The 22,731-nt window shown below is 67.9% G+C and carries 23 protein-coding genes, 1 pseudogene and 1 riboswitch; of the genes and pseudogenes, 7 read left to right on the top strand and 17 right to left on the bottom strand.

The window, feature by feature from the left end:
- Window positions 1–143 precede the first annotated feature (143 nt).
- Together OHA25_RS41310 and OHA25_RS41305 are read right to left on the bottom strand one after the other, a co-directional pair.
- Window positions 144–1,367 (bottom strand): sensor histidine kinase, encoded by a 1,224-nt coding sequence (locus tag OHA25_RS41310; protein WP_327582348.1) that lies wholly within the window; start codon window positions 1,365–1,367, stop codon window positions 144–146.
- Window positions 1,364–2,020 carry a response regulator transcription factor gene (locus tag OHA25_RS41305; RefSeq protein WP_327582347.1) on the bottom strand — a complete coding sequence of 219 codons (657 nt, stop codon included), beginning with the start codon at window positions 2,018–2,020 and terminating at the stop codon, window positions 1,364–1,366. The genes OHA25_RS41310 and OHA25_RS41305 overlap by 4 nt, the downstream gene beginning before the upstream one ends.
- 107 nt (window positions 2,021–2,127) lie before the next feature.
- Between OHA25_RS41305 and OHA25_RS41300 the strand changes: the two genes are divergently transcribed.
- Both OHA25_RS41300 and OHA25_RS41295 read left to right on the top strand, forming a co-directional pair.
- Window positions 2,128–2,346 carry a hypothetical protein gene (locus OHA25_RS41300; RefSeq protein ID WP_327582346.1) on the top strand — a complete coding sequence of 73 codons (219 nt, stop codon included), beginning with the start codon at window positions 2,128–2,130 and terminating at the stop codon, window positions 2,344–2,346.
- A gap of 17 nt (window positions 2,347–2,363) precedes the next feature.
- Window positions 2,364–3,212 (top strand): hypothetical protein, encoded by an 849-nt coding sequence (locus OHA25_RS41295; protein ID WP_327582345.1) that lies wholly within the window; start codon window positions 2,364–2,366, stop codon window positions 3,210–3,212.
- A gap of 29 nt (window positions 3,213–3,241) precedes the next feature.
- On the opposite strand, the gene OHA25_RS41290 is transcribed toward OHA25_RS41295, so the two are convergent.
- Window positions 3,242–4,705, bottom strand: a complete 1,464-nt coding sequence (locus tag OHA25_RS41290; RefSeq protein WP_327582344.1) for a zinc ribbon domain-containing protein — start codon at window positions 4,703–4,705, stop codon at window positions 3,242–3,244.
- A gap of 109 nt (window positions 4,706–4,814) precedes the next feature.
- Here OHA25_RS41290 and OHA25_RS41285 point away from each other — a divergent pair, with 109 nt between their 5' ends.
- The 3 genes from OHA25_RS41285 (at window position 4,815) to OHA25_RS41275 (ending at window position 6,051) form a co-directional block, all read left to right on the top strand.
- Window positions 4,815–5,141 carry a class I SAM-dependent methyltransferase gene (locus OHA25_RS41285; RefSeq protein ID WP_327582343.1) on the top strand — a complete coding sequence of 109 codons (327 nt, stop codon included), beginning with the start codon at window positions 4,815–4,817 and terminating at the stop codon, window positions 5,139–5,141.
- Between the two features lie 146 nt (window positions 5,142–5,287).
- Window positions 5,288–5,728, top strand: a complete 441-nt coding sequence (locus tag OHA25_RS41280; protein WP_327582342.1) for a cupin domain-containing protein — start codon at window positions 5,288–5,290, stop codon at window positions 5,726–5,728.
- Between the two features lie 11 nt (window positions 5,729–5,739).
- Window positions 5,740–6,051 (top strand): LuxR family transcriptional regulator, encoded by a 312-nt coding sequence (locus OHA25_RS41275; protein ID WP_327582341.1) that lies wholly within the window; start codon window positions 5,740–5,742, stop codon window positions 6,049–6,051.
- A 166-nt stretch (window positions 6,052–6,217) separates the two neighbouring features.
- On the opposite strand, the gene OHA25_RS41270 is transcribed toward OHA25_RS41275, so the two are convergent.
- Window positions 6,218–6,814 carry a DUF2218 domain-containing protein gene (locus OHA25_RS41270; RefSeq protein WP_327582340.1) on the bottom strand — a complete coding sequence of 199 codons (597 nt, stop codon included), beginning with the start codon at window positions 6,812–6,814 and terminating at the stop codon, window positions 6,218–6,220.
- Window positions 6,815–6,830: 16 nt separating this feature from the next.
- Window positions 6,831–7,430, bottom strand: a complete 600-nt coding sequence (locus tag OHA25_RS41265; RefSeq protein WP_327582339.1) for a class I SAM-dependent methyltransferase — start codon at window positions 7,428–7,430, stop codon at window positions 6,831–6,833.
- A gap of 91 nt (window positions 7,431–7,521) precedes the next feature.
- Between OHA25_RS41265 and OHA25_RS41260 the strand changes: the two genes are divergently transcribed.
- The gene (locus tag OHA25_RS41260; protein ID WP_327582338.1) at window positions 7,522–8,304 is read left to right on the top strand and encodes an alpha/beta fold hydrolase; all 783 of its coding nucleotides are present in this window, start codon (window positions 7,522–7,524) and stop codon (window positions 8,302–8,304) included.
- Here OHA25_RS41260 and OHA25_RS41255 read toward each other — a convergent pair.
- The 4 genes from OHA25_RS41255 to OHA25_RS41240 all read right to left on the bottom strand — a co-directional run bounded on the left by OHA25_RS41255 (window position 8,288) and on the right by OHA25_RS41240 (window position 13,718).
- Window positions 8,288–9,532 carry an MFS transporter gene (locus OHA25_RS41255; RefSeq protein ID WP_327582337.1) on the bottom strand — a complete coding sequence of 415 codons (1,245 nt, stop codon included), beginning with the start codon at window positions 9,530–9,532 and terminating at the stop codon, window positions 8,288–8,290. The genes OHA25_RS41260 and OHA25_RS41255 overlap by 17 nt on opposite strands.
- Window positions 9,529–10,617, bottom strand: a complete 1,089-nt coding sequence (locus OHA25_RS41250) for a PLP-dependent cysteine synthase family protein (RefSeq protein WP_327582336.1) — start codon at window positions 10,615–10,617, stop codon at window positions 9,529–9,531. Before OHA25_RS41250 ends, OHA25_RS41255 begins: the two co-directional genes overlap by 4 nt.
- A gap of 509 nt (window positions 10,618–11,126) precedes the next feature.
- A complete protein-coding gene (locus OHA25_RS41245) occupies window positions 11,127–12,791 on the bottom strand; it encodes a VanW family protein (RefSeq protein WP_327582335.1) in 1,665 nt (554 codons plus the stop codon).
- A gap of 282 nt (window positions 12,792–13,073) precedes the next feature.
- Window positions 13,074–13,718 (bottom strand): class I SAM-dependent methyltransferase, encoded by a 645-nt coding sequence (locus tag OHA25_RS41240; RefSeq protein WP_327582334.1) that lies wholly within the window; start codon window positions 13,716–13,718, stop codon window positions 13,074–13,076.
- A gap of 102 nt (window positions 13,719–13,820) precedes the next feature.
- Between OHA25_RS41240 and OHA25_RS41235 the strand changes: the two genes are divergently transcribed.
- Complete coding sequence (locus OHA25_RS41235; protein WP_327582333.1) at window positions 13,821–14,612, top strand: class I SAM-dependent methyltransferase; 792 nt, start codon at window positions 13,821–13,823, stop codon at window positions 14,610–14,612.
- On the opposite strand, the gene OHA25_RS41230 is transcribed toward OHA25_RS41235, so the two are convergent.
- From OHA25_RS41230 to OHA25_RS41195, 8 genes and pseudogenes are all read right to left on the bottom strand, one after another.
- Window positions 14,613–15,479 (bottom strand): M56 family metallopeptidase, encoded by an 867-nt coding sequence (locus OHA25_RS41230; protein WP_327582332.1) that lies wholly within the window; start codon window positions 15,477–15,479, stop codon window positions 14,613–14,615.
- 13 nt (window positions 15,480–15,492) lie between these two features.
- The gene (locus OHA25_RS41225; RefSeq protein ID WP_442941946.1) at window positions 15,493–15,861 is read right to left on the bottom strand and encodes a BlaI/MecI/CopY family transcriptional regulator; all 369 of its coding nucleotides are present in this window, start codon (window positions 15,859–15,861) and stop codon (window positions 15,493–15,495) included.
- Between the two features lie 21 nt (window positions 15,862–15,882).
- On the bottom strand, window positions 15,883–16,878 hold the full coding sequence (locus OHA25_RS41220) for a hypothetical protein (protein ID WP_327582330.1): 996 nt from the start codon (window positions 16,876–16,878) through the stop codon (window positions 15,883–15,885).
- Complete coding sequence (locus OHA25_RS41215; RefSeq protein WP_327582329.1) at window positions 16,875–17,540, bottom strand: GNAT family N-acetyltransferase; 666 nt, start codon at window positions 17,538–17,540, stop codon at window positions 16,875–16,877. Before OHA25_RS41215 ends, OHA25_RS41220 begins: the two co-directional genes overlap by 4 nt.
- A gap of 54 nt (window positions 17,541–17,594) precedes the next feature.
- Window positions 17,595–19,268, bottom strand: a complete 1,674-nt coding sequence (murJ, locus tag OHA25_RS41210; protein ID WP_327582328.1) for a murein biosynthesis integral membrane protein MurJ — start codon at window positions 19,266–19,268, stop codon at window positions 17,595–17,597.
- 11 nt (window positions 19,269–19,279) lie between these two features.
- A complete protein-coding gene (locus OHA25_RS41205; protein ID WP_327582327.1) occupies window positions 19,280–20,272 on the bottom strand; it encodes a coiled-coil domain-containing protein in 993 nt (330 codons plus the stop codon).
- Window positions 20,273–20,276: 4 nt separating this feature from the next.
- Window positions 20,277–20,417: riboswitch (cyclic di-AMP (ydaO/yuaA leader) on the bottom strand.
- A 235-nt stretch (window positions 20,418–20,652) separates the two neighbouring features.
- Window positions 20,653–20,931 (bottom strand): annotated as a pseudogene (locus OHA25_RS41200) (plastocyanin/azurin family copper-binding protein); the annotation flags it as partial.
- A gap of 187 nt (window positions 20,932–21,118) precedes the next feature.
- Window positions 21,119–22,651 carry a multicopper oxidase family protein gene (locus OHA25_RS41195; protein WP_327582326.1) on the bottom strand — a complete coding sequence of 511 codons (1,533 nt, stop codon included), beginning with the start codon at window positions 22,649–22,651 and terminating at the stop codon, window positions 21,119–21,121.
- Between the last annotated feature and the right edge of the window lie 80 nt (window positions 22,652–22,731).

Raw genomic sequence — 22,731 nt, 5'->3', positions numbered from 1 at the left:
CCTCGATGGCGCGTTGCATTACCTCGGTTGCGCTGTACGTGTTGATCAGACAGGCGATGCTGCGCTGCCGAACCAGGTCGGCCCTCCCTGGACGGCTCGCTGGTTGCCTTGCTGACCGGCGCGGTCCTCGTGCTGGACGCGCTCTACATCGCCTGGATCGGATAGCCGCCCTGGCCTGCCACGGTGGTGTGGTCGCTGGCAGGGATACGGACATGGACGGTGAGGCCGCCGTCCGCGCGGGGGCGGGCGTGGACGTTGCCGTGGTGGGCGTGGGCGACTGAGCGCACGATGGACAGGCCCAGGCCGGCGCCGCGGCCGGGCACGGCCGAGGCCGAGTCGGTGAGCCGGTCGGTCGAGGCCAGCCGGCGAAATGGCTCGAACAGCCCGCCGATCTCGTCGCCGGGCACAGTAGGGCCGGTGTTGTCGACGGTGAGGCAGGCGTGCCCGTCGCTGATGCCGGTGGTGACGGAGACCCAGCCGTGCCGGTCGAGGTTGTAGCGGATGGCGTTGTCGAGCAGGTTCTGCACGAGCCGCTCCAGCAGCACAGGATCGCCGGCCGTGAGGGCGGGCGTTGTGGTGGTGGTGCGGATCTCGACCCCGGCGCTGCGTGCCGCGTCGCCGGAGACGGCGGCGACGCGACGGGCGACGTCGGCGAGGTCGACGGGCTGGTGCTCGGTGAGCTGCTGGTCGCTGGTGGCCAGGATGAGGAGTCCGTCGATGAGGCGTTCGTGGCGCTGGTTGACCTCGAGCAACGCGGTGCCGAGTTCGCGGGTGGCCCGCGGAGCGTCGGGGTTGTCGAGGGCGACCTGGATCAGGGTGCGGTTGATCGTCAGCGGGGTGCGCAGCTCGTGGGAGGCGTTGGCGACGAAGCTCCGCTGACCGTCGAAGGAGCGGTCCAGCCGTTCGAGCATGGCGTCGAAGGTGTCGGCGAGGTTCTTGATCTCGTCCTCGGGCCCTTGGAGGGCGATGCGTTCGTGCAGGCTGCGGTCGGCGACGCGGCGGGCGGTTGCGGTGATCTGCTGCAGGGGGTGCAGCGCCCGGCCGGCCAGTAGCCAGCCGAGTCCGCCCGCGCCGAGGCCGACGATGCCGAGCGAGGCCATCGCCCAGATGAGCAGCGATCGCAGCGTGTCGTTGCGGTCCTGCTGGAACTGGGCTTTGAGCGCTTCGTGCAGTTGCCCGGTGCCGGCGTGGGCGGTGGGTTGGTTCAGGAAGTCTGTGGTGAGCCTTTCGGCGATGGCGGCTCGGGTGGCCGCATGCTGGCCGAGCGCGTGCCCGAAGTAGACGTACATCAGGGCGATGAGCACCACGCCGGCGAGGACGAAGGCGCCGGCGTACAGCAGGGTGAGCCGGGTCCGGACCGTGGTCATGGGATGCGGTATCCGGCCCCGGGGACGGTGTCGATGATCGGCGGGTCGGCCAGTTTGCGGCGCACCATCATGATGGTGAACCTGACCACGCCGGTGAATGGATCGGTGTGCTCGTCCCATGCCTTCTCCAGCAATTGCTCGGCGGAGACCACGCCGCCGTCGGCGCGCAGCAGTTCGGCCAGGACGGCGAACTCCTTGCGGGACAGTGTGACGGGCTTGCCGTCGCGGGTCACGGTGCGGCGGTGCCAGTCGAGGCGGATGCCGGCGCGTTCGAGCACCGGCGGGGCAGGAGGTCGGGCCCGCCTGCCGAGGGCGTGGATGCGGGCGAGCAGCTCGGTGAAGTCGAACGGTTTGGTGAGATAGTCGTCGGCGCCCAGGCCGAGCCCGCGCACCCGTTCGCTGACGGCGGTGGCGGCGGTGAGCATCAGGATCCGGGCATCGGTCCCCGAGTCCACGAGAGTAGTGCACACCTGATCGCCAGAGAGGCGGGGCAGATCACGGTCCAGCACGACGACGTCGTAGTCGTTGACCGCCAGGCGCTCCAGCGCGGCGTCGCCGTTGTAAGCCACGTCGACGGCCATGGCGTGGTTGCGAAGCCCAGCGGCGATCGCGTCGGCCAGCAGTCGTTCGTCTTCCACCACCAGTACGCGCACGCCGCCATCGTCCCGCCCACCGTGTTAGGAGCCGGTTAGGGAATCCCCTAGCACCGCCCTAACGCCCCTCTTGCTGGACTGGCGCCGACCGAGAAAGGGGCGTGCACATGGCTGAGCGCGGTTCGACAACCGGCGTACCAATCTGGGTACGGGCGCCCGGGACCATCGTCCTTGTCCTGATCGGGGTGGTCGTCAGCGCGGTGCTCGCGGGCGCCGCGGGGATCGGCGGTGGGGCAGGGCCGGACAAACACGCACCGGTACAGCGCCAGAACCAGGAACAGCCCGGGCCCGGGGCCGGGCATCGGCCGCCCGCGGGCGCCCATTGAGAGGAGTGAGGCCGAGCATGCAACCTGCCACCCGATCACCGCACCAGCTAGGCCCCCCGCTGGGCACCGGCCGCGACTGGCATCGTCGCCTCCTCTTCCACCACGTGCCACTCGCTCTCGTGGGCACCGTGCTCTTTGTTCTGTTCATGGGCGTCCCGCCCTTCACCAACGGGGGTTTCGCGTTGCTGGACATGGGGTCCCCGTCCCCGTTGCCGGCGGTCGCCCCGTACGGGGCGCACGGGGGCGGCGGTGGCGGTCGCACGTTCGAAGCGCAGTTCACCCTTGCCACCGGCTATGTCGCCACCGTGTTCCTCGGGCTCACGCTCCTCGTCGGTCCGGCCAACCTCCTGCTCCGCAGGCGGACTCCCGTTTCCACCTCGCTGGCGCGCGACACAGGGATATGGGCGGTGATCGCCAGCCTCGCCCACGTGATCGTGGGGCTCAAGGCTCACGGCAACGCCGACAATTTCTTCAACTTCGTCAACTACTTCTTCTCTGCCACCGGCACGCCGAAGACCAATAGTTTCGGCCTGGGAAACTGGGTCGGGCTGGCCGCGCTGGTGATCGTGGTGGGGCTGCTCACGCTGTCCAACGACCGCTCCCTGCGGGAACTGAAAGCCAGACGTTGGAAGAACCTGCAGCGCCTGAACTATGCGTTGTTCGCGTTGGTCGTCTTGCACGCGTTCTTCTACGGGGCGCTGTTGCGGATGACATCCCCGTTCACGCTCGTGCTCATGTTCACCGTCGTCGCGGTCCTCCTTGGGCAGACCATGGGGATCTGGTTGTGGCGGCGAAGGCACACACGTTCAGAGAGCCCCCTCGCACAAGAGCCCGGTGGCCGACCGTCGATGGACACTGGCCCGTGACATGCTCGGTGTCCAACCCTTCGCCTAGGTCAGGCCTCGCGCCGATGACCGCAATGGCCGCAGAATCTGTGGCTCTGATCAATCTGCATGCCACAGGCGGTGCAATACTTCGCCGAGGACCTATCGCCCCCGCTGTGGTCTCGAATCATCTCTATCGGCGCGGGGAAGGGAAGCGCGTGCGGTCGCGGAACGGAGACCGTCGCGCTCGGGCCCTCGTCCAAAGGCGGCTGCGTTGAGGGCAACGGCAGAGACGGCGGGGCCTGCCCCCGCAAGTTTCTTGTGCGGCGGGCCCATAGAAGCACCGCACCACCCAGTGCCACGGCGACGAGCGCGGCCGCCGCGACCGACGGCCACAATGGCGTTCCCCTTGCTGGTTCGCTCCCTGCTGCACCCCTGTCTTCGACGCCACCCCGCTTGGCCAGCGCTGTTTTGAGGTGCTCGGCTGCCATGACGTGCCCCGGCGAGAGGGACAGGACACGCTGGAATCCCGGTACCGCCAAGCCGTAGTACTGAGTGTGGAAGCGTGTCAACGCCGCTTCGAAGGCTGCGTCGACGGGACCTCGGCGTGGGATGATCTCCGCCTTCTGGAGAGCGGAGGTGATCTCACGGACGCCGATCATTCTCGCGTCCCCGTCGCCTCCGGTCAGGAGGCCGATGACGTGTCCGTTCTTGTCGCCGATCACTGGTCCGCCGAGGAGGCCCCTGTCGACCAGCTCGCCCAGCTTGGACGGCTCGTCGACCTTCTGCTGCGGGTCAGCGAAGCCTCGTCCCGTCTCGCCGGTGCCGGGCTTGCCGAGGTGCGCGATTTCGACATGGTCGCCGCTGCTCGTGGATGGACGGCCCAGGAGACCGGCGACGCTCACGGGCGAGCCTTCCTGGCGTGGAACCTGGGCCGCCAGCGGCGCCGTGGGGAGCTCGCCGCCTCCGGTCCCGCCGACTGGCACGAGAACCGCAGGGCTGTCGGGCGTTGTGGCCAGGACGATCTTGGCCCTGACCCCCTGCGTATCCGGTGGCACCGTGTTCAGAAATACGGTCGCAGAGGTTGCTAAGTCGAGGTCGCACGTCGCCGACTCGCTGTCCAACGAATAACACCGCTGGAGCTGCCGATTGAGCCGATCGTTCGTTACGGTGTGCTTGGCGAAGTCGGCAGGAATGTTCAGCTTGTAAAACTCGGCGAAGATCCTATTGGCTGCGTAGACGGCGAGGTTCCGGTCACTCTTGACCACTCTCGTGAGCGTCACGATCGCACCATCGGGATTGACCACTATGCCACTGCCCGAGCCGATCTCCACGTCGTAGCTGCGCTCGACTTGACGCGCTCCGCTGGACTCGTCGATCAATGCGATCTCTATGCGAGCGGTGGCTTCGATCCGGACCACCGCAGGGGTCACCAGGTCACTGATGCCGCTCGGATGATCATGCGCCAGGGCGGGATCGGAGAAGGAGAGAATCAACGCGGCAATGCCGGCCGCAACCAAGGCGAGACCGCGCATGGCCGTACCTCCTACGTCGGATAGTACAAGAATCATTCTTGCCCACTTGGAGTCAAGGCGGAACATCTGCTGGCCGCCTAGACCGGGCGCGGGAGGTAAGGAGGTGCGTATGCTCATGAATCAGGTTGAAACCTTAATGGTCAACAACCCAATCCGACGAGCCCTGCAGCGGTGGTACGAAACGCCGCTTCTGATCCGGCTGGGCGGTCGTACTCCGGGTGGGCGGGTAGCGGAGATTGGCTGTGGAAGCGGCTACGGCACCAAGCTCATCCTTGACCAGTTCGGTGCCGCTCACGTGGACGCGGTCGATCTGGACCCCGCGATGATCCGGCGGGCCCGGCAGCGGCTGGTGCGCTACGCCGGGCGGGTGCGTCTCGCGGTGGGGGACGCGACGGACCTTCGCGCCGCATTCGACGCCGAAGACGGTGCCTACTGACCACGAATAGCCAACATGCCGCTTGAACTGTGCGGGTGAGGGTTCCGGCAGGCGCACTGTTCAGGGCGTTGTCACATATCGGGGCGCTGTCTGGTCTGAGCTGGTGCACGCCGGATCGAGCCGGCCACTTTCCGGAAGGAATCCTGATGAGCACCGATCAAGCGCACGCTCACCACCTGGAGAACCCCGACAAGAGCGGGCCACCGCCGAAGATCGACGTCGTCGGCACCGTGCCGGGGGCGCCGCCTGCGCCGGAGGGGGCCGAGGCGATGACGCTCCTGGTCACGTTGCCGCCGAACAGCCCTGGTGCGCCGCCGCACCGGCACTCGGGGCCCGCTTACGGGTACGTGATCAAGGGCGCCGTCAACTTCGAGCTCGAAGGCGAACCCGCGCGGGTTCTCCGGCCTGGTGACGCGTTCTGGGAGCCCGGTGGGGACGTGATCCACTACCAGGACGGCAACCACCTCGCTGATGAGGAGTCGGCGTTCGTGGTGACGATGTTCTGCGCGCCTGGGCAGCCGATGTTGATCCCGGTCAGCCCGGAGGAGTTGGAGGCTCGGCGAGACCGTCGCGCACCGCAGTCATGACCAAGGTCTCGTTGACTGAGCTCGTTCGCGACCAGCTCACGCGTGCCCGTGAGGCGGGCAGTGGTCGCAGTGCCACCACTGTCCATGGTGGACACGATCGTTCGCTGCGGCAGACCGTGATGGCGTTGCGGCAGGGCGAGCACATGCACGAACACGAGCATCCTGGCGAGGTCACGGTGCACGTGCTGCGCGGGCGGGTGCGGCTGGTCGCCGGGCCTGACACGTGGGACGGGCTGCCGGGCGATCTGCTGGTCATGCCCGAACGCCGGCATCGTATGGAGGCCGTGCAGGACTGCGCGTTCCTGTTCAGCACCGCACGCTGACGGTGAAGAAGGCGGGAACCGGGTGCGGTTCCCGCCTTCATCATTGCCAGAAGGTCATTCGACCGGCTTGCCGACGGCGGAGAGGTCGTTCGGGTGGTCCGGCAGGGACGGCGCAGGAGCGCAGGGCGCGCTCACGCTGGCCGGCTGCGGGTCGGCTGAGCCGGTTTCAGCTCGCTCTGGAGGACGCGCGGCGGCGCCGCCAGACAGGCGCGGCGATGAGGGCGACCTTGACCAGCACGATCAGCAGAATGGCGTCCAGGCCCAGAGCTGCCCATTGCGGGATCGCGAGCACGCCCGCGGCCAGACCGGCGTGCACGGCCACAGCCAGGACGGCGGCCGTCACCAGGCCGAGCAGGGCGTGCCGTCCTCCTCGGCGCGGCACGGACTCCACCACCGTCGTGACGGGCTCAGGGACCGGGTCGGGCCGAGTCCAGTCCACGGTCAGGTCATCACGCCTGCCCATCCTGGTGAGGTTCCTGGTGACGAGGGCCTGGATGCGCTGCAACCGTTCCTCGTCCTCGGCCTCGACCCGCAGCGTCAACGTCTCCGGGGTGGCATGCAGGACGCAGGTTCCCCCGTCGACGGTGATAGTCCCGTCGGTTTCCGACCACTCGGCCTTGATGTTCTTGGGTCTTTCGCCGCCCATGTGGGGTCCGCGGCCGGGGTGAGCAGGGAAGCCGTGGCCCATCTGGGCGGCGTGCCGGCAGAGCTGGACGAGGTATCGGCTGGCGCGCTCGGTGGTGACGTGCGCGGTGGTTGGCATCGCTTTCCTTCCAGGGTCAGATTCGGCTGAGCGTGGCGAGCCAGGCCAGAACGCCGTCGGGGAAGACGGTGTTGTCGATCGCGGCGGCGATGATCGAGTCGACCTTCCAGCCGTCGGCGAACGCTTCCGCGATCTCCTCCCGCGTTACGCGCCGCGGCCCGTACTCACCCGCGCCCGGCTGCCGGTCGCTGAAGCACAGCAGGAACAGCCTGCTGCCCGGCTTGGTCACCGAGCGCAGGGTGTCGACGTAGGAGGCCCGGTCGCCGTCGCTGAAGATGTGGAACAGCAGAGAGTCCAGCACGGTGTCGAACGACTCCCCGAGCTCGGCCAGCCGCAGCGCGTCGTGGCGGAGGAACCGCGCGGTCAGCCCCCGCTCCCGTGCCTTGGCCTGGGCGATGCTGATCGCTCTGGGAGCGAGGTCGACGCTAGTGACATCGAGGCCGAGTGCGGCGCACATGAGCGTGTGCTCGCCGGTGCCGCAGCCGACATCCAGCACCCGGCCCCGGAGGGCGCCGGTCTGAGCGAGGTCGAGGAAAGCCGTTTGCGGGCGGCCGATGTCCCAGGGCAGCGGGCCGATGTAGAGGTCATCTCGCGATCCGTGCGGAGTAGCTGTCATAGAGCTGCACCATGCCTCTGTCTTGAACGCACTGTATCGCATCTATACAGTATGTATCGTAAAAATCCTGTGAGCTAGGAGAGCAAGGCAGATGAGCATGCTCGAAGTCCCTGGGGCCCGTCTCTACTACGAGAGCCATGGCCGCGGCCCGCTTATGCTCCTGATCACGGGAGCGCCCGGCGTGGCCGACGTCTACCGGGCGGTCACCCAACAACTGGCCGCCCGATACACCGTCGCCATCTACGATCGCCGAGGTTTCTCCCGCAGCCTTCTCGAGGGTCCGCAGGACTATGACCGCCGCCTCGAAACCGACGCCGACGATGCCCACCGCCTGATCGAGCACCTGGATGCCGGGCCGGCGATCGTCTTCGGCGCCAGCTCCGGAGCGACCGTCGCCCTGGAACTCCTCGCCCGCCACCCCTCCGCCGTCCGCACCCTCATCCCACATGAGCCGCCCGCCATGCGACTGCTCTCCGACGGAGACAAATGGATCGGCTTCTTCTCCGAGATATATGACCTCTATCGGCGCTCAGGATCCGAGGCGGCGATGACGATGTTCAGGGAGCGGACATTCGCGTCCTCGGACCACCAGCACATGGCGAACGCCCCCAGGAACGACGCGAACGCGGCCTATTGGTTCGAGCACGAACTACGCCAATACCCGCCGGCTCCCATCGACGTCGCCGCGCTTGCCGCGCACGCCGACCGCATCACTCCCGCAGCCGGACGCGAATCGCGAGGCCACCCGTGCTACGAGGCGACCATGGAACTGGGGAGGCGCCTGGGCCGCGACGTGGTCGAGCTTCCCGGCGGCCACATCGGCTTCCTCACCGACACGTCGGCGTTCGCCGCCGAACTCATCCAGAGCTTCTAACGGATCCGTCCAAGGCGGCCGCCTGAACGCGCAACCTCCCCGTTCTCCTCAGCGCGTACAAGGCTGCCGCGCAGGCCCAGCCCAGGCCGAGCAGCCCCCACCAGGGCAGGGCGGGCAGTGCAAGCGACCGGGCGGCGTCGAGGGCGGCGCCGATGCCCAGGTTCCCCGCCGCGATGCCCAGCCCCGAGATGGTGTTGTAGCAGCCGTAGTAGGTCCCGACCAGGCGATCTCCGCCGAACCTGGCAATCGCGGTCATCTCGAACGGATAGACGATCATCGTTCCCAGCGTCAGAAGGACCACGGTCACCAACACGGCGGCAAGCGCGGCGCCCTCGGGAAGCGGCACGGCCAGCGGCAGGAAGCCGGCTCCCATGAGCCACAGGCCGCGTTCCATCGCCTGCTCAGGCCCCCACCGCTCCTTGACCAACCGCGTAAGGCCCACCTGCCCGAACGCCGCCACGCCGCCAGAGAGCGCGAACAGCAGGGCGACCCCCAGCTCCCCGCCCGCAGCCTGGCGCGCCTCGATCGGCAGGCTCAGGTAGATCTGGAAGTTGAGCACGTACGAACCGGTCATCACCATGGCGAACAGCAGGAACGGCCTGTTGGACACAACCTCCCGCCAATCCTTGATCAGGCCGCCCTCGGCGTTGCCCCGCCGCTCGGGCAGTGCCTTCACCTGCGCGACGGCCAGCACCGCGAACAGCCCTGCGGCCACCAGACAAGTGACCTGGAAGGCCGCGGCTTCCACCAGCAGCAGGCCAATGATCGGCCCGGCGAGGATGCCACACTGGTAGAACACGTTGAAGACGGCGAAGGCCTCCACTTTGCGCTCGCCCGCCTCCTGAGCCAGATAGGCGCGCGCGGCCGGGTTGAACAACGCCCCCGCCAGTCCCGTGAGCGCGGACGCGACGATCAACGCGGGCACGGCCTCGACCAGCCCGAGCATGGCGAACCCCACCGTCCGCAGCACCAACCCGGCGAGGATCATGGGCTTGTATCCCACCCTGTCGGCCAGGCTCCCGCCCACCAGGAACATGCCCTGCTGGCTGAGGTTCCGCACGCCGAGGACGAGGCCCGTGACCCACACCGCTAGCCCAAGATCCTCGGTCAGGTAGGTCGCGAGGTAAGGCATCAGCATGTAGAAGCCGATATTGATGGTGAGCTGGTTCACCATCAACAGCCGGATCGGCCGGTTGAACGAACGTACCTGCGCGACCGTCCCCTTCACCGGCCCGCCTCGGCCGGCGCGGTCACCGTGGTGCAGCGTGTCCAGCCTTGCGCCTCCGCCTCTGCCGGATGGGCCAGCCGGGCAGGGGCGGGCGGTGGCTCGCGGTCCAGGAGGTCGTGGCGAGCGCAATAGGCGTCGTTGAAGACCGTGTCGAAGTAGCGCTGCGGCCCATCGGCAAAGACCGCGACGATGGTGCTGTCAGGTGGTTCCGTTCTGGCGAGCCAGGAGGCGACCAGCGCGACGGCGCCCACGCTCCAGCCGCCCGTGGCATAGCGCCCGGCCGCGAGGCGGCGGCAGGCCCACACCGCCTCCGCGGGCGCTACCCAGTGGACCTCGCTGAAAGCTTCGTAAGCGACGTTGCTCGGGTAGATGCTGCTGCCCAGGCCGCGCATCAGACGAGGGCGGGCGGGCTGGCCGAAGATCGTGGAGCCGATCGTGTCCACGCCGACCAGTCGCACGCCCGGGCTGAGCCGCTGAAGCGTTCGGTAGACGCCCGCGCTGTGTCCGCCCGTGCCGACGCTGCACACGAGCACGTCGACGTGGCCGAGCTGCTCGGCCAGCTCGCGTGCCAGGGCATCGTAGGCGCTGACGTTGTCCGGGTTGTGGTACTGGTCCGGACAGTAGGCGCCGGGGTTGTCCCGGAGGAGATCACGCACGCGCTCGCGCCTGGCCTCCTGCCAGCCGCCGGTGAGGTGCGGATACGTCACCGTCTCGATGCGCGTCCCGTACGCGCTGAGCAGCCGGTGCATGAGCGGCTCCATGCCTGGGTCGCTGACCAGGGTGACCGGATGCCCGTAGACGATCCCGGCCAGTGCGAGACCGAGGCCGAGCGTTCCGCTGGTGGACTCGATGATCGGGGCTCCCGGTCGCAGCTCGCCGCGGCAGCGGGCCTGGCGGATCATGTGGAGCGCCGGGCGGTCTTTGATGCCGCCGGGGTTGTGGCCTTCGAGCTTGGCCCAGAAGCCGCGTCCGCGCTGGCCCCGCAGTTCGGCGATCCACAGGACGGGCGTTCCGCCGACGAGAGCGGCGGCAGATGAGCGGCCGGCCCACATGCGGGCAGGCTGACGCCGATGGGTGGTGTTCATGATGTTGGGTCCTCGCCACTGTCACAGGTGCCTGGATGGACGGCAGGCGCGGCCGGACCGGCGCGCGCCGGGCGCGGCTATACCCGTGACACGCAGACCACTGTGAGTAGGGAGGCTCCCGGCAGCGGCGGCGCGCTGTCCGCTGGCCGGGACACCGCGGAGTCGTCCGGACGGTGCGGGATGGCGGGGGCGAGTCTTGTGCCAGGAGACGGAGCCATCACGGGGGCAGGCTGGACGGCGGGGGTTTCGCAGGACGTCACGTGGTGGTCGTGGTGTTCCCCGTGTTCCTCATGATCCAGCGGGGCATCGGCCTCATGCATGACGTGCTGAGGGTGGCCGCGATGCGTGTGCGGCGCGAAGCTGCAGAGCACAAGTTGGAACGCGGCAAGGAATGTGAGCGCCACGAACAACGCGCTCCGCACGCCGCTGCTCCAGTGAGTGCTCACGATCACATGGATCAGCCTATCTCACTTTCAGTATGCAAATATCAACTCATAGTAATCAGCGCACTAGGACTTCGTGCAGGTGAGACGGGGCTCGACGTCGTACACGGTATGGAACCGCTGTTTGCGTATGACCTTCCCGTCCTTCTTGAAGATGCGCCACACGTCGATGGCGAACCCCTCCGCGCCTCCCATGGGAATGCAGTCAGGCCCCGAGTCGGTAAGGCTGGTGATGGGCTTGACGTTGTAGCGCCCCGAACTCTGCGATTCGATGTCATAGCGCTTGGTGCTCCAGAACTGCACGGTGATGGACGTGTCGGTGTACGACGTCTTGATGAGCACTCCGTACGGCGAGTCGTTACGCCAGCGGAAGTCCGGCTGGGGATACGAGACCGTGGACTCGCGCCCTGCCGGATAGCGGGAGATGTAGTACTGGTGGGCGCGATGCTGGACGTCTTCGAAGCCGCCGAAGAAGACGGCGTTGAACATGGTGGTGGCGAACTGTGACACTCCGCCCCCGACGTCGTTGACGAAGCGGTTGTTGAGGATCATCGGCGCTTCGACGAAGCCGCGCGCCTTGTCCCGCTTGCCAACCACGCCGTTGAGCGAGAACGTCTCCCCGGGCTGCACGACGTAGCCGTCCACGATGTCGGCGATGCGGTGGATGTTGGTCACGCGCGGGGCACAGCACGGGTGCTGGGTGGTGAACGAACTCACCTTCTCCTTGACACCCAGCTTCTTCGCCTCGGCCGTGGTCACCCTGGGCTGCCGCGCCACCGCGGGCAGCTCGACGCGCCGGTTGCCCGCAGCCACGGCCTCGCTGATCGTCCGACCGAGCGCCCCGACGTCGGCGCCACGGCCCGCCCGTGAGGGGACGACCTGAGGCCTGCCGTTGACGATCTTGAAGGAGGCGTCCTCCGGCGCAGTGCTCACCAAGGTCTTGGCCAGGGCCGCGCTGACCTCAGAGGCGTTGAAGGAGGGCCGCAGACCGCCCTTGCCGTCAGAGACGAAGCGGAGGCCGGCGGCCAACTGCTCCCTGGACACGGTGGCTTCCTTGCCGCCGCTGGCGACTGTTACAGGAGCCGCGACCGCCGTGCGCGCGGTGGTGGCGGCGACGCGCCGGATCTGCGCGGCGGTGAGGGCGGGTGGCGTCACTTGAACGTCCAGCTCGGCGGAGGTACGGCCGGCGACGAAGGCAGCCCGTACGGCTCTTGCCGCGCTGTCGAGGTCCAATGTGCGGCCCGGCTTGGGCAGTGTGGCTCGCGGTTCCAGTCCCTGGTAGCGGATGCCGCCCTCCGCCGGCTTCCTGTCCACGGACTTGGCCAGGCCGGCGAGTCCGGCGGCGAGCCGCTGCTCGTCCACAGTGACCACGGGACGGATCTGCCGGCTGCCGAAGAGGGAACGGGCAATGCCTGTCGGCGTGGTGGCACCCTCCATCGCTGCCTCGACCGTCGCCTGCGCGTCGAAGCCGAGCCCAAGGTCCGCGGGCGTGAGCTGTTTCCGCTTGTTGGCCGCGATCAACGTCAATGGCTGCTTCAACCGCCTGTTCAGGCTCTCTTCGAGGCGGGTACGAGCAGACTCGGGTGGCAGCCCGCCGATGTCGACGCCGTCTACCCGGGTGCCGGGAGGGACCTTCCCGGCGAGCGCGATGGCGGGCACGGCGTAGGCGAGCGCCGCGACGATGACGACAGCGGACGGAATGAGCATGAGCGGCGAGCGCAGGACGCTCATGAAGCCGCCGGACCTACGACGGCGGTTGGGCCGGGGAGCCCTCATGAGACCGCCGGCGGGAAGACGACGGTGAAGTCGCCACCGCCGTTCCGGGACTCATAGACGGTAAGGCCAATTCCCGGATCGTCGGGGTCGGGTGCTGAGGAGGATTGTGATTGTCCGCATGCCGACGCGACAAGAGCCAGGATGGCCGGCGCTGCGGCTGCAGCACGAAGCCGTGGATCGCGCATAGCCCAGATTCTACTAGTCGATATAGTAGCTTGGGTAAGTCCTGTGCCGCGTTCAGTTGCGCTTGTCGCGGGAGCCGTCAGGATCCGCGTGACGGTAGACGGAGACGGTGTAACCCTCGGCGCGGACTTCGTCGACCTTCTTGAGCATCGGATGGTCGTCGAAGTCGGGATGCAGCCGTTGTGCCTGGTCCGCCGCATGGGTGAGGACCAGCAGCCCGCCGGGCTCGACGAGCGACACCAGGCGCACCACGGCATCCCGCTGGCGGCCCGTTCTGCCGAAGTAGTACAGGACCTCGCCGCAGAAGACGAGGTCGAAGTGGTCCTCGAAGAACTCGTTGAGGACGTCTTTCCTGACGAAGCCGACCTGTGCCCCGCTATCGCGGGCTCGCCGCGCCGCCCGCCGTATCGCACGACGGGAGATGTCCACGCCGACGGTCTCCGCGCCCGGATGGGTGGCCGAGGCGAGCAGAGTAAAGGTGCCCTCGCTGCAACCTACGTCCAGGATCCGCAGGTAGCTCCCCTTCGGCACGCAGGCCAGCGTGGTGGTGTATTTCTGCCGCTCGTAGGTGCTGGTGGCGTGGTTCCACGGGTCGGGCACCAGATGCCAGATGTCGAAGTAACAGCGCAGCAGCAGACCGTGTGCCCGGCGACCCGCCAGAGACAGCAGTCCGAAGAACGCCTTGTGCAGCCCGCTCATATTTCCTCTCGGCCCTTGCCTCTCCGCCTGTCCTGGAGTCATGCTTTGCTCAGATTACCTACTATGATATCTAGTAGCTGGCGAGAGAATGTGGGTCGGCCAATGGAGCGAAGGCGTACACCTCGTCGAGAACGGCTCAGGCTGACGACGGCCGATCAGTCCATCGCGGAGAAACTCGCCATGGGCCTGCTCGATGCCGTCGTGATGCCGCTGTGGTCCTTCGGCCGCGACAGGCTCGTTTCGGTGCTCGAGCGGCGTCACGGGATCCACACTGCTGGAATCATCCCGGCAGAGGAACTCGGCATCGCCGACGCAGAGCAGCACGGCTACTCGCCGGCCCCTTGGTCGGTGCTGCGCCGTGCCATTCCCCCCGAATGGGTGCGGACCGATGACGTGTTCATCGATTTCGGGTCGGGGATGGGCCGCATCGTCTTCCAGGCCGCCGCGCACTACCCGTTTCGGCGCGTCATAGGCGTCGAACTGAGCCGGGACCTGCACCAGATCGCACAGGCGAACGTCGAACGCAATCGTCCCCGGTTCCTCTGCCAGAACGTCGAGCTGGTGAACGGTAACGTGCTCGACTACGACATTCCCGACGACGTCACGATGGCGTTCTTCTTCAACCCGTTCACCGGGCAGACGTTCGACACGGTCATCGACCGTCTGCTGGCCTCCGTCGACACCAACCCGCGCTGGCTGCGCATCGTCTACCTGTGCCCTGTCGAGCATGAACGCCTGCTGGCCACCGGACGAGTGCGTCTGGTTCACCGGGTGCGTCGGCCGCGCCCGGGACGGGAGTGGTCTCGCAGGGCCTCCATCCATCTCTACGACGTCCTGCCGGCCCGCACCGGCGAGACGGCGCGAGTGGACGCTCTGAGCTCCCGCGGACACTGATCAGAACAAGACGAGCAGCACGGCGGCGTGGTGGAGTTGCAGGGCCGATGAGACGGCGCCGCCGGTGGCCACCCATGTGCCGCTGAGCAAGATGGGCCCCGCGAGGCTGTTGTCGCGGGGCGTCTCCTCAAGCAGGGCCTGGACGCGCCGGACCACGTGGGAATCCGTCAGCGCCGGATAGCCCCCGGGCGCCGGGCGGGGATGGGCCAGCGCGACGCGGGCGATCGTGCGCGCTGTGAGGGCCCGGTCTCCCACCGCCTCGGCGGCATCCTCGTCTGCCCAGCGCTCAAGGGCGAAGCGAAGTGCCCGGTGCGTATAGGCCAGGGGAGGGAAGATCCTGACGGCCACCGAGCTGATCGCCAGGTACAGGTGATGGCGATGTCTGAGGTGAGCCGCCTCGTGTTGGAAGACGACCCTCAGTTCCCGTCCCGACAGCAGACCCAGCAGCGCGGTGGAGACCACGACGCCTCCGCTGCGGCCCGGGACCGCCAGAGCGAACGGCCGGTCATCCGCCACCACGCCACGACCCAGCGCCCGCACGTGTCTGGCGTCGCGCTGCCGATGCCAGCCCAGCCGTACGATCGCGGCCGCCATCAACGCCATGACGATGGCGGCCACGACGGCCGCGGGGAGGGGAATCGGGCCATGCCCGGGTAGCACGGCCTGAGCCGGGCCCTTGGGAGGCGGTTGCGCCGTCGCGATCAGGATCACGAAGCCCAATGTGCCGAAGACGGTCATCGCGGTGGTCGCGGACAGCGCGATCAAGAGGCGAGCCGTCCAGGAGGGATGCAGGCGCGGCTGGTGCCATCCCAACAGCAGGCTCACCGTCGCCAGCAGCGTCGCAGGCAGGAGGGCTTCGGTGCTCATAAATTCCCCCTGTTCACGTGCCTTCTCCGCGCTCGTCGAGGAACGCGCGGAGCGCGGCTTCCTCAGATGCGCTGAGTCCTTGAACGAACTGGCTGAGCACGCTGGAGGGATTGTGGGCCAGACGCAGGTGGGCGAACATCCGCTCGGCCGCCAGGCCGGACTCGTCGGCGACCAGTCGGTAGACGAACCCCCGCCCGCGCGGGAGGCGCTCGACCATCTTCTTGTCCAGGAGCCGGAACAGAACCGTGTTGACGGTGGTGTGTGCCGGCGTGCCCGCGAGCCGCTCGCGCAGTTCGGCCGGGGAGAGGTAGTCGTCGGCTCCGGCCAGCACCGCGAGCACTTCGGCCTCCAACTGACCCAGTCTGCGGCGTGACACCTCCATCCTCCTTTCCAGCCGCCTGGTTCACCGCTTGAAGCCGATGTGCAGGTGATCCTCGTGCACCGTGTTGGTGAACGTGCCGCCGTCCCGGGTAGCGAATGACCACGGGCCGCCGACCTCGTCGGAACCATACCTCAAGGCTCTCTCCATGAGGACGCGTGCCGGGTTCCGCGCGTCTCCCGGTTGTCGCGCGTAGGTGGCGACCCGCTTGCCGTCGATGGTCCAGATGTCGACTGCGCGCCCGCGGGTGTGGTTGCTCACGGAGGTGCTGCCGTAGACGTTGGCCGGGTGGCCGTTGGACAGCACGCACACCGACAGCTTGTGATCGCGGGACAGCCGGAGGAGCATGCGCAAGACTCGGTCGTCGACGCGCCCCGCCTGGATGTCCCAGCGCGCGGTGTCGGGCAGAACGATCTTCCGTGAACTCAGAACCTGCCTGGCCAGGGCGCTGGTACCCACCGCCTTGGTCGCCCTGCCGCCCGTCGAGGCGATCCGCGTGACCCCCCAGATGCCGCCGCGCTTGGCCAGCCTGACATCGAGCGTGCGCGTACTGGTCGTCAGTTTGCCGTCGCGTAGTACCGCCTGCCGTACCACCGTCATGATCGAGGAACTGGTCGCGGTGAGGCCGCCCAGTTGGGGATAGACGACTTGCAGTGCGCCAGTGGCGTCCTCGTGGAGCAGCGCCTTGGCCGTCGCGATGTTCTGTGCGGGCAGCCCGCGGGCGGCCAGGCGTTCACGGCTCGCAGCGAGGCTTCCTCCCCCTTGGGGATAGTTGAACAGCGTTTCCAGGAAGGCCACGGCCGCTCGTTTGACGGGGCGGGCCGGCTCGTCCGCGGCGACGGTGAACGGTGTGACCTCGGGCAAGGCGGGCCTCTCCTTCTCCGAAGGAGAAACGGAGGGGCCGGTGGTCGCAGCGCGCGGTGCCGCACCCGAATCCGCCGGAGTACGCGACATGGCTTCGGACAGGCCGCACCCTGCCAGCGCGATCATCAATCCGGCGCACAGCGCCGCGAGCCTCATCGCGGCTCCAGCACATAAGAAATCCACATCTTGCCGTCGGGGTCCTGCACCTCTGTCTCTTGCTTCCAGCCGAGGTGCTCATAGAACCGCTGCGCTGAGACGTTGTCCGCGGCCGTCTGCAGTTGGAGGCGTTCGACACTGTGGACCTTGGCGATGTTCACGAATGCGGTGACCAGAGTGCGGCCCACGCCGTGGCGTCGCAGGTCATCACGCACCGCGATGTGACTGAGCACACCCACTCTTCGGGACTCCGTCGTGCTGACCGGCTGGTGATCGCGTGCACGCTTGATGCCGCGCGTGTACCGCTGTGCCCGAGTGCGTACGAACTTCGCCGTCAAGGCCGGCCGCAGGAGCAACGAGGTGGCACCGGCACGGGCCAGCCGCCACCGCTCCAGATGGATCACGTGCCGATGATGTACGGCCGCGTCGGTGCAGCCCACCAGGAATCCGGCGCGTTCCCCGTCGACCTCGGCGATCAGCGCGACCGCCGCGGGGCTGGTGAGGAAGGTGCGGTAGTAGCGGCTCAGGAACTTGTCCCCGAGTTCGACGAAGAACCCTCGGGACAGGTCGGCCCGGTGTAGGCCGACGACGGTGGGGAGGTCACGGAGTTCCATGACCCGCAACGACACGACCGGCGTCTGAGCGGACGAGGGTAGCGACATAGTCCGCAATCTACTACATTTGTAATAGATGCGATGGATAATAGTAGATGTGGCTCAGGTACGGCGGAGCCGGGCCAGGAGGAGGCGAATCTCCTGAACTCCCCAAGCTCGTGCGATCAGTAGATAAGCCGCGAGCCCCAGGAAACAGGCCGCCGAGGATGCGATGAGCGCGGCCACGGGTCCGTGTGGTGCGGCCCACCACACGGTGAAGAGCTCGGCTCCGGCCGTCGGCGTAGCCGCGACATATAGCGCGCCAAGCGTTCCCAATAAGGCGCGGGCGCCGATGCCGCTCAGGCGGCGGCTCAACAGCGCCCCGGCCAGCAGGGCGCCGGATCCGTAGGAGATCATGAAGCCTGCGGCCACGCCCACGACGACCCGGCTCGGTGGCAGCAGCAGGTAGGCCGTCATGCCCAGGACGGCGTGGACGCCGAGATTGGCCGCCGCCAGCATCGCGGGCGTGCGGGTGTCGCCCATCGCGTAGAAGACGCGAAGCATCAGCTGGTAAACGGTGAAGGGCACCAGGCCCACGGCGAGGACGGCGAGCACGCGGCCGATGTTGGCGGCATCGGCCGCCGAGGTGGCGCCGCGGGCGAACACGACCTGCGACAGGGGGACCGCCACGACCGCCAGCGCGAGTGACAGCGGCACCATGGCGGCCGACGCCGTACGAGCCCCGGACAGGAAGTCGCCGCGCAGCTCGGCCCAGCGTTCATCGGCGGCGTGGTCGCTCATCCGGGGGAGCAGCGCCGTCATCAAGGACACCGCGATCACCGCGTAGGGTAGCTGGAACAGCTGGTAGGCGTAGGTATAGGTGCTGAGTCCCGCGCCCGTGCCCGCCTCGCCTGTGGCGCTCACGGCGCCGGCCCGGTTGGTCAGGTTCGCCGTGAGCACGAACCCGAGCTGGGTGCAGCATACGTAGACCAGCATCCATCCGCCCGCCCGTACGGCCTCGCCCAGTCCGGAACCCCGCAGGTCCAAACGCGGGCGCCAGCGGAAATCGGTCGAGCGCAGCGCCAGGGCCAGCACTGTGACTTGGGCCAGCAGTCCGGCCACGGTCCCCAGCCCGAGCAGCGCGATCTGTGGCTGGGTGATGTCCGTTGGCTCTACTCCGGGCCCGGCGACGACGAGGAACGCCGCCCCCACCGCGATGATGGTCAGGTTATTGCAGACAGGCGCCCACATCGGGGCGCCGAACCGGCCGCGTACGTTGAGCATCGCGCCCAGCACGCCGCTGAGCCCCACAAGGAACACCTGAGCCAGCAGGTAGCGGGCCAGCAGCACGGCGACCTCGAACTGCGGCTGGGTGAACCCTCCCGCATACAGCCCGATCAGCCACTCCGCCCCCACGACCGCCACGAGGGCGAGGGCCAGGAGCACGACGCTTGCCGCCGTTGTGAGCCGTTGTTCCGTGGCCCTGCCTTCGTCGGCGTCACGCGCCCGCCGTTTCACCAGCAGGGGCACCAGGACACCGGTCATCAGACCCCCGACCAGCAGGTCGTAGAGGGCGAAGGGGATCGTGTTGGCGGTGTTATAGGCGTCGCCGAGTAACTGCGTCCCCACGGCGGCGGCCAGCACCACCGTCCGGACGAATCCGGTGACACGGGAGACCATGGTGCCCGCGGCCATGATCGATCCGGACCGCAGCAAGCTACCCGTCGTCCGCGTGGCGTCCACGGGAGCAGGGGCCGGCGCGGTGTCATCGCCGGTCTTCGCGGGCTCCACGCCCATCACACGCCCTCCTAGTAGACCGAGATGTGCGGGTGGTCGTAGTGGTTGGCCGTGACACCGCCCCGGTCGCTCATGGGCTTCCACGCTCCCGTGCGGACGTGCCAGATGCGCTGCTTGTAGATCACGTACATGATGCCGAGCCGCTGGGCGTTCTCGATCACCCAGGCGGAGATCTCATCGCCCAGCCTCGCCTGCTCGGGCGAGGGCATCGCGCCGCCGGAGCTCAGCATGAAGTCGCACGCGCGACCGAGCGGATGCTCCCCGCCGTCATTGACGCCGCGGTAGCAGCCGACGCCGTAGGACAGATCGAAGCGCTGCCGGATCAGGTCACGTACGTTCCGCATCCGCGGGGTGATGTTGTCGGGCCCCGAGGGCAGCTCCGGCACCCAGGTGCCGTCGGACCTTCGTGAGGTGGGGGTGGTCAGCTTGTCGAGCTTGTCCTTGATCTCTTCGATGAGATCCTCGGCCTCCTCACGCCGCTCGCCGACCGCGGCGGTGGCCGCGCTGAGGTCCTTGACCTTTTGTGCGGCATCGTCGACCGAGTCAGCATAGTCGTCCCGCGTTTTGGCGAAGCCCGCTACGAGTGCCGCCTCCTCGGCGGCGAGCTGCTGCAAGATGGCCGCGCGGCTGAGGGTGGTGCTCGGATCGGCTCCCCCCGAGAACATCGTGAGATTCGGGTCCGGTTGCTGGTAGCGCAGCGTCACCAGCTCTCGGACACCTTGTTTGGCCTGCTCGTATTTTGTCTGCGCCGCTCGTAGCCGGGCCTGGGCTGCTTGTTCGGTCTTCCTGGCGGCGGCGAGCGAAACACGCTTGGCGTTGTAGTCGCCGATCAGCGCGTCGAGCTCCTTCTGCTGTTTGGCGAGCTGCCGGCGCAGCTCCTTGGCATCGGGCTTTGGGGCCGCGTGAGCTGCGGCACCGACGCTAGCGCCCATGACCAGGGCGACCAGCAGGGCCGCCAGCGGATACCAGGCACGACGGCATGGCGTGGGGGGACGACCCGCCACGTAGAGCTCCTCTCCTTCTGCCTACCGGGTTAGCTGACGGGTTCGGACGGGAGTCGCCCTACGACGACAGAGGTCGCCGATTCACCCCTTGCGCGGTGGGTCCCCGGCTCCCGGTCGGGGGACCGGGACTCGGCTCGCGGCTGGGGGCAGCCGCACTACGAGGAACCATAGTAGAGGCTGCGTGAGAGTGCAGTGGTTTCGCGCGGAGAGGTATGCCTCCCGCGACATGTTCATGAGGCCGGGGCCCTGCGGCTTCATTGTGTGCACGCGAACAGCATTGAGGAGGTGCCTGTTCTGGTCGTCGGCCTGGCGCCCGGTGCAGGCGCTTCCGTGGCGTCTGGTGTCTTCGCCGCCAATGGCGTCCTCACCGTGGGACGCTGTCACTTCACGGTGAGCGTGCTCTCCATGCCCTGCGCTCGGTGATTGCCCACCGGACACCACACCTCGTAGGTGCCAGGCTGGAGGGTGACCGTGAACTGAGTCTCCTGCCCGCCGTCGATGGTCTCCGACTGCTGCTCGGTGTCGATGCCGGGGCCCTTGATGGACATGGCGTGGGGGGCCTTGCCCGCGTTGTCCAGCATGAATACGTAGGTTCCGGCGCGGAGTTCCTGGTTGGCGAAGGCGAAGGAGAACTCGTTCATCGTCACGCTCACCATGGCGCCCTCCGTGGTGGATGGCGATGGCGATGTGGCCGCGGTGGACCTCCCTCTGCCTCAGGGGTCCCGTCTCCCGGGACGGATGTCCCGGGAGGGGGTCATCCCGAGCCACTCTACTATCAGAGATAGTGGATTGGTCGGCGTGCGCCTGCGTCGTATCTCTTCCTTGAACCCGGCGGGTGGGGTTGCGTCAGGTCGTCTCGTAACCCAGCAGGGTCATCATGCCGGATTCGCCGTGGTAGATGTTGTGGCAGTGGATCATCCACAGGCCGGGGTTGTCGGCGTCGAAGTCGACGTCCAGCCTTACGTTTGGAAGGACGATGGCGGTGTCCTTTCGGATGCCGCCCTCCGCCAGGGCGAACGTGTGGCCGTGCAGGTGCATCGGGTGCCACATCGTCGTACGGTTGACGAACGACAGGCGGACCCGTTCTCCTGGCCGAATCGCTGAGATGATCTTCGGGTCGTACTTCTTGCCGTTGATCCCCCAGTCGTAGGCCGCCATGCTTCCGGTGAGCTCCAGCTTGATGGTGCGGTCGGGGTTCTTGGGCGCGAGTCGTACAGCCTCGGCCGGGCGGAGCTTGGCGTAGCGGAGGACGTCGCCCTCCAGTTCACGCGGGCGCAGGTCGGCCTTGGGCGCCGAGGCCGACCGGCCAGTCCTGATCAGGCCGCGGGCCAGCGCGTTCTTGCCCTCCGCGAGTGCGACCAGCGGGAAGACGCCGTCCTTGAGGGTGACCAGCACGTCGTAGCGCTCGCCCATGCCGATCAGCAGCGCGTCGGTCTCCATCGGCTGTACGGGGAAGCCATCCATGTGAGTGACGGTCAGCCGGTGTCCGGCCAGCGCCACGCGGAAGGCGGTGTCGCCGCCCGCGTTGATGATCCGGATTCGCAGCCGCGCGCCGGGCTTGGCGCGGAGAGTCTCCGGTGCGGTGGCGATCCGCCCGTTGAGCAGGAAGTGCGGGTAGCGCACGTCGCCCGCGTCCCCGCCGAGGAGCAGGCTGGTGGCGCCCATCAGCATGTGCTTGCTCGTTCCGGGCGATGGGCTGGGCGTCATCTCTGTCATCCCGGTCATGCCGCCGTGGTCCATGCCTCCCATGCCGCCGGACAGCTCAGCGAGTACCTCGTCCGGCGTACCGGTGACCCCGTCCAGCCAGTCGTCGAGGATCACGATCCATTCGTCGTCGTAGGTCAGCGGCTCGTTCGGGTCTTCCACGATCAGCGGGGCGTAGAGCCCGCGGTCGAGCTGGGTGCCGGTGTGCGGGTGGAACCAGTAGGTGCCCGGGTCGGGAGCGGTGAACTCGTAGACGTATGTGGCCCCGGTCTCGACGGGCTGTTGTGTGACGCCGGGCACGCCGTCGGCGTCGTTGCGGAGTGCCAGGCCGTGCCAGTGGATGCTGGTGTCTTTGGGCAGGGTATTGGCCAGCCGGGCCCGGATCACCTCGCCCGCCTTCACGCGGATGGGGCTGCCGGGGATGCGGCCGCCGTAGGCCCAGGTTCGTGTGGTCAGGCCGCCGAGGTCCACCTGGCTCTCGGCGGCCACGAGGGTGAAGTCGCGCACGGCACCGGCACGGCGGGCCTGCTCGGCGGCGCGGACCTGGTCGCTCGTCGGGCCGATGAAAGCGGGGGAAGAGGTGGCGGTGCGGTTCTGGGCGCACGCGGTGAGGGCGGCCCCTCCCAGGAGACCGATACCGCCCCGGAGGAGGGCGCGTCGACTGATGTTGTGCATGGTTGATGCCTCGCTGATGGTTTGCGCTGACGGACGGGCGGAGAGCGGACGAGGCTGGGCACGACGGCTCCAGCGGTCCG

The organism is Nonomuraea sp. NBC_00507 (assembly GCF_036013525.1).
Classification (GTDB): Bacteria; Actinomycetota; Actinomycetes; order Streptosporangiales; family Streptosporangiaceae; genus Nonomuraea.
This window is presented reverse-complemented; position numbering and strand designations above follow the sequence as displayed.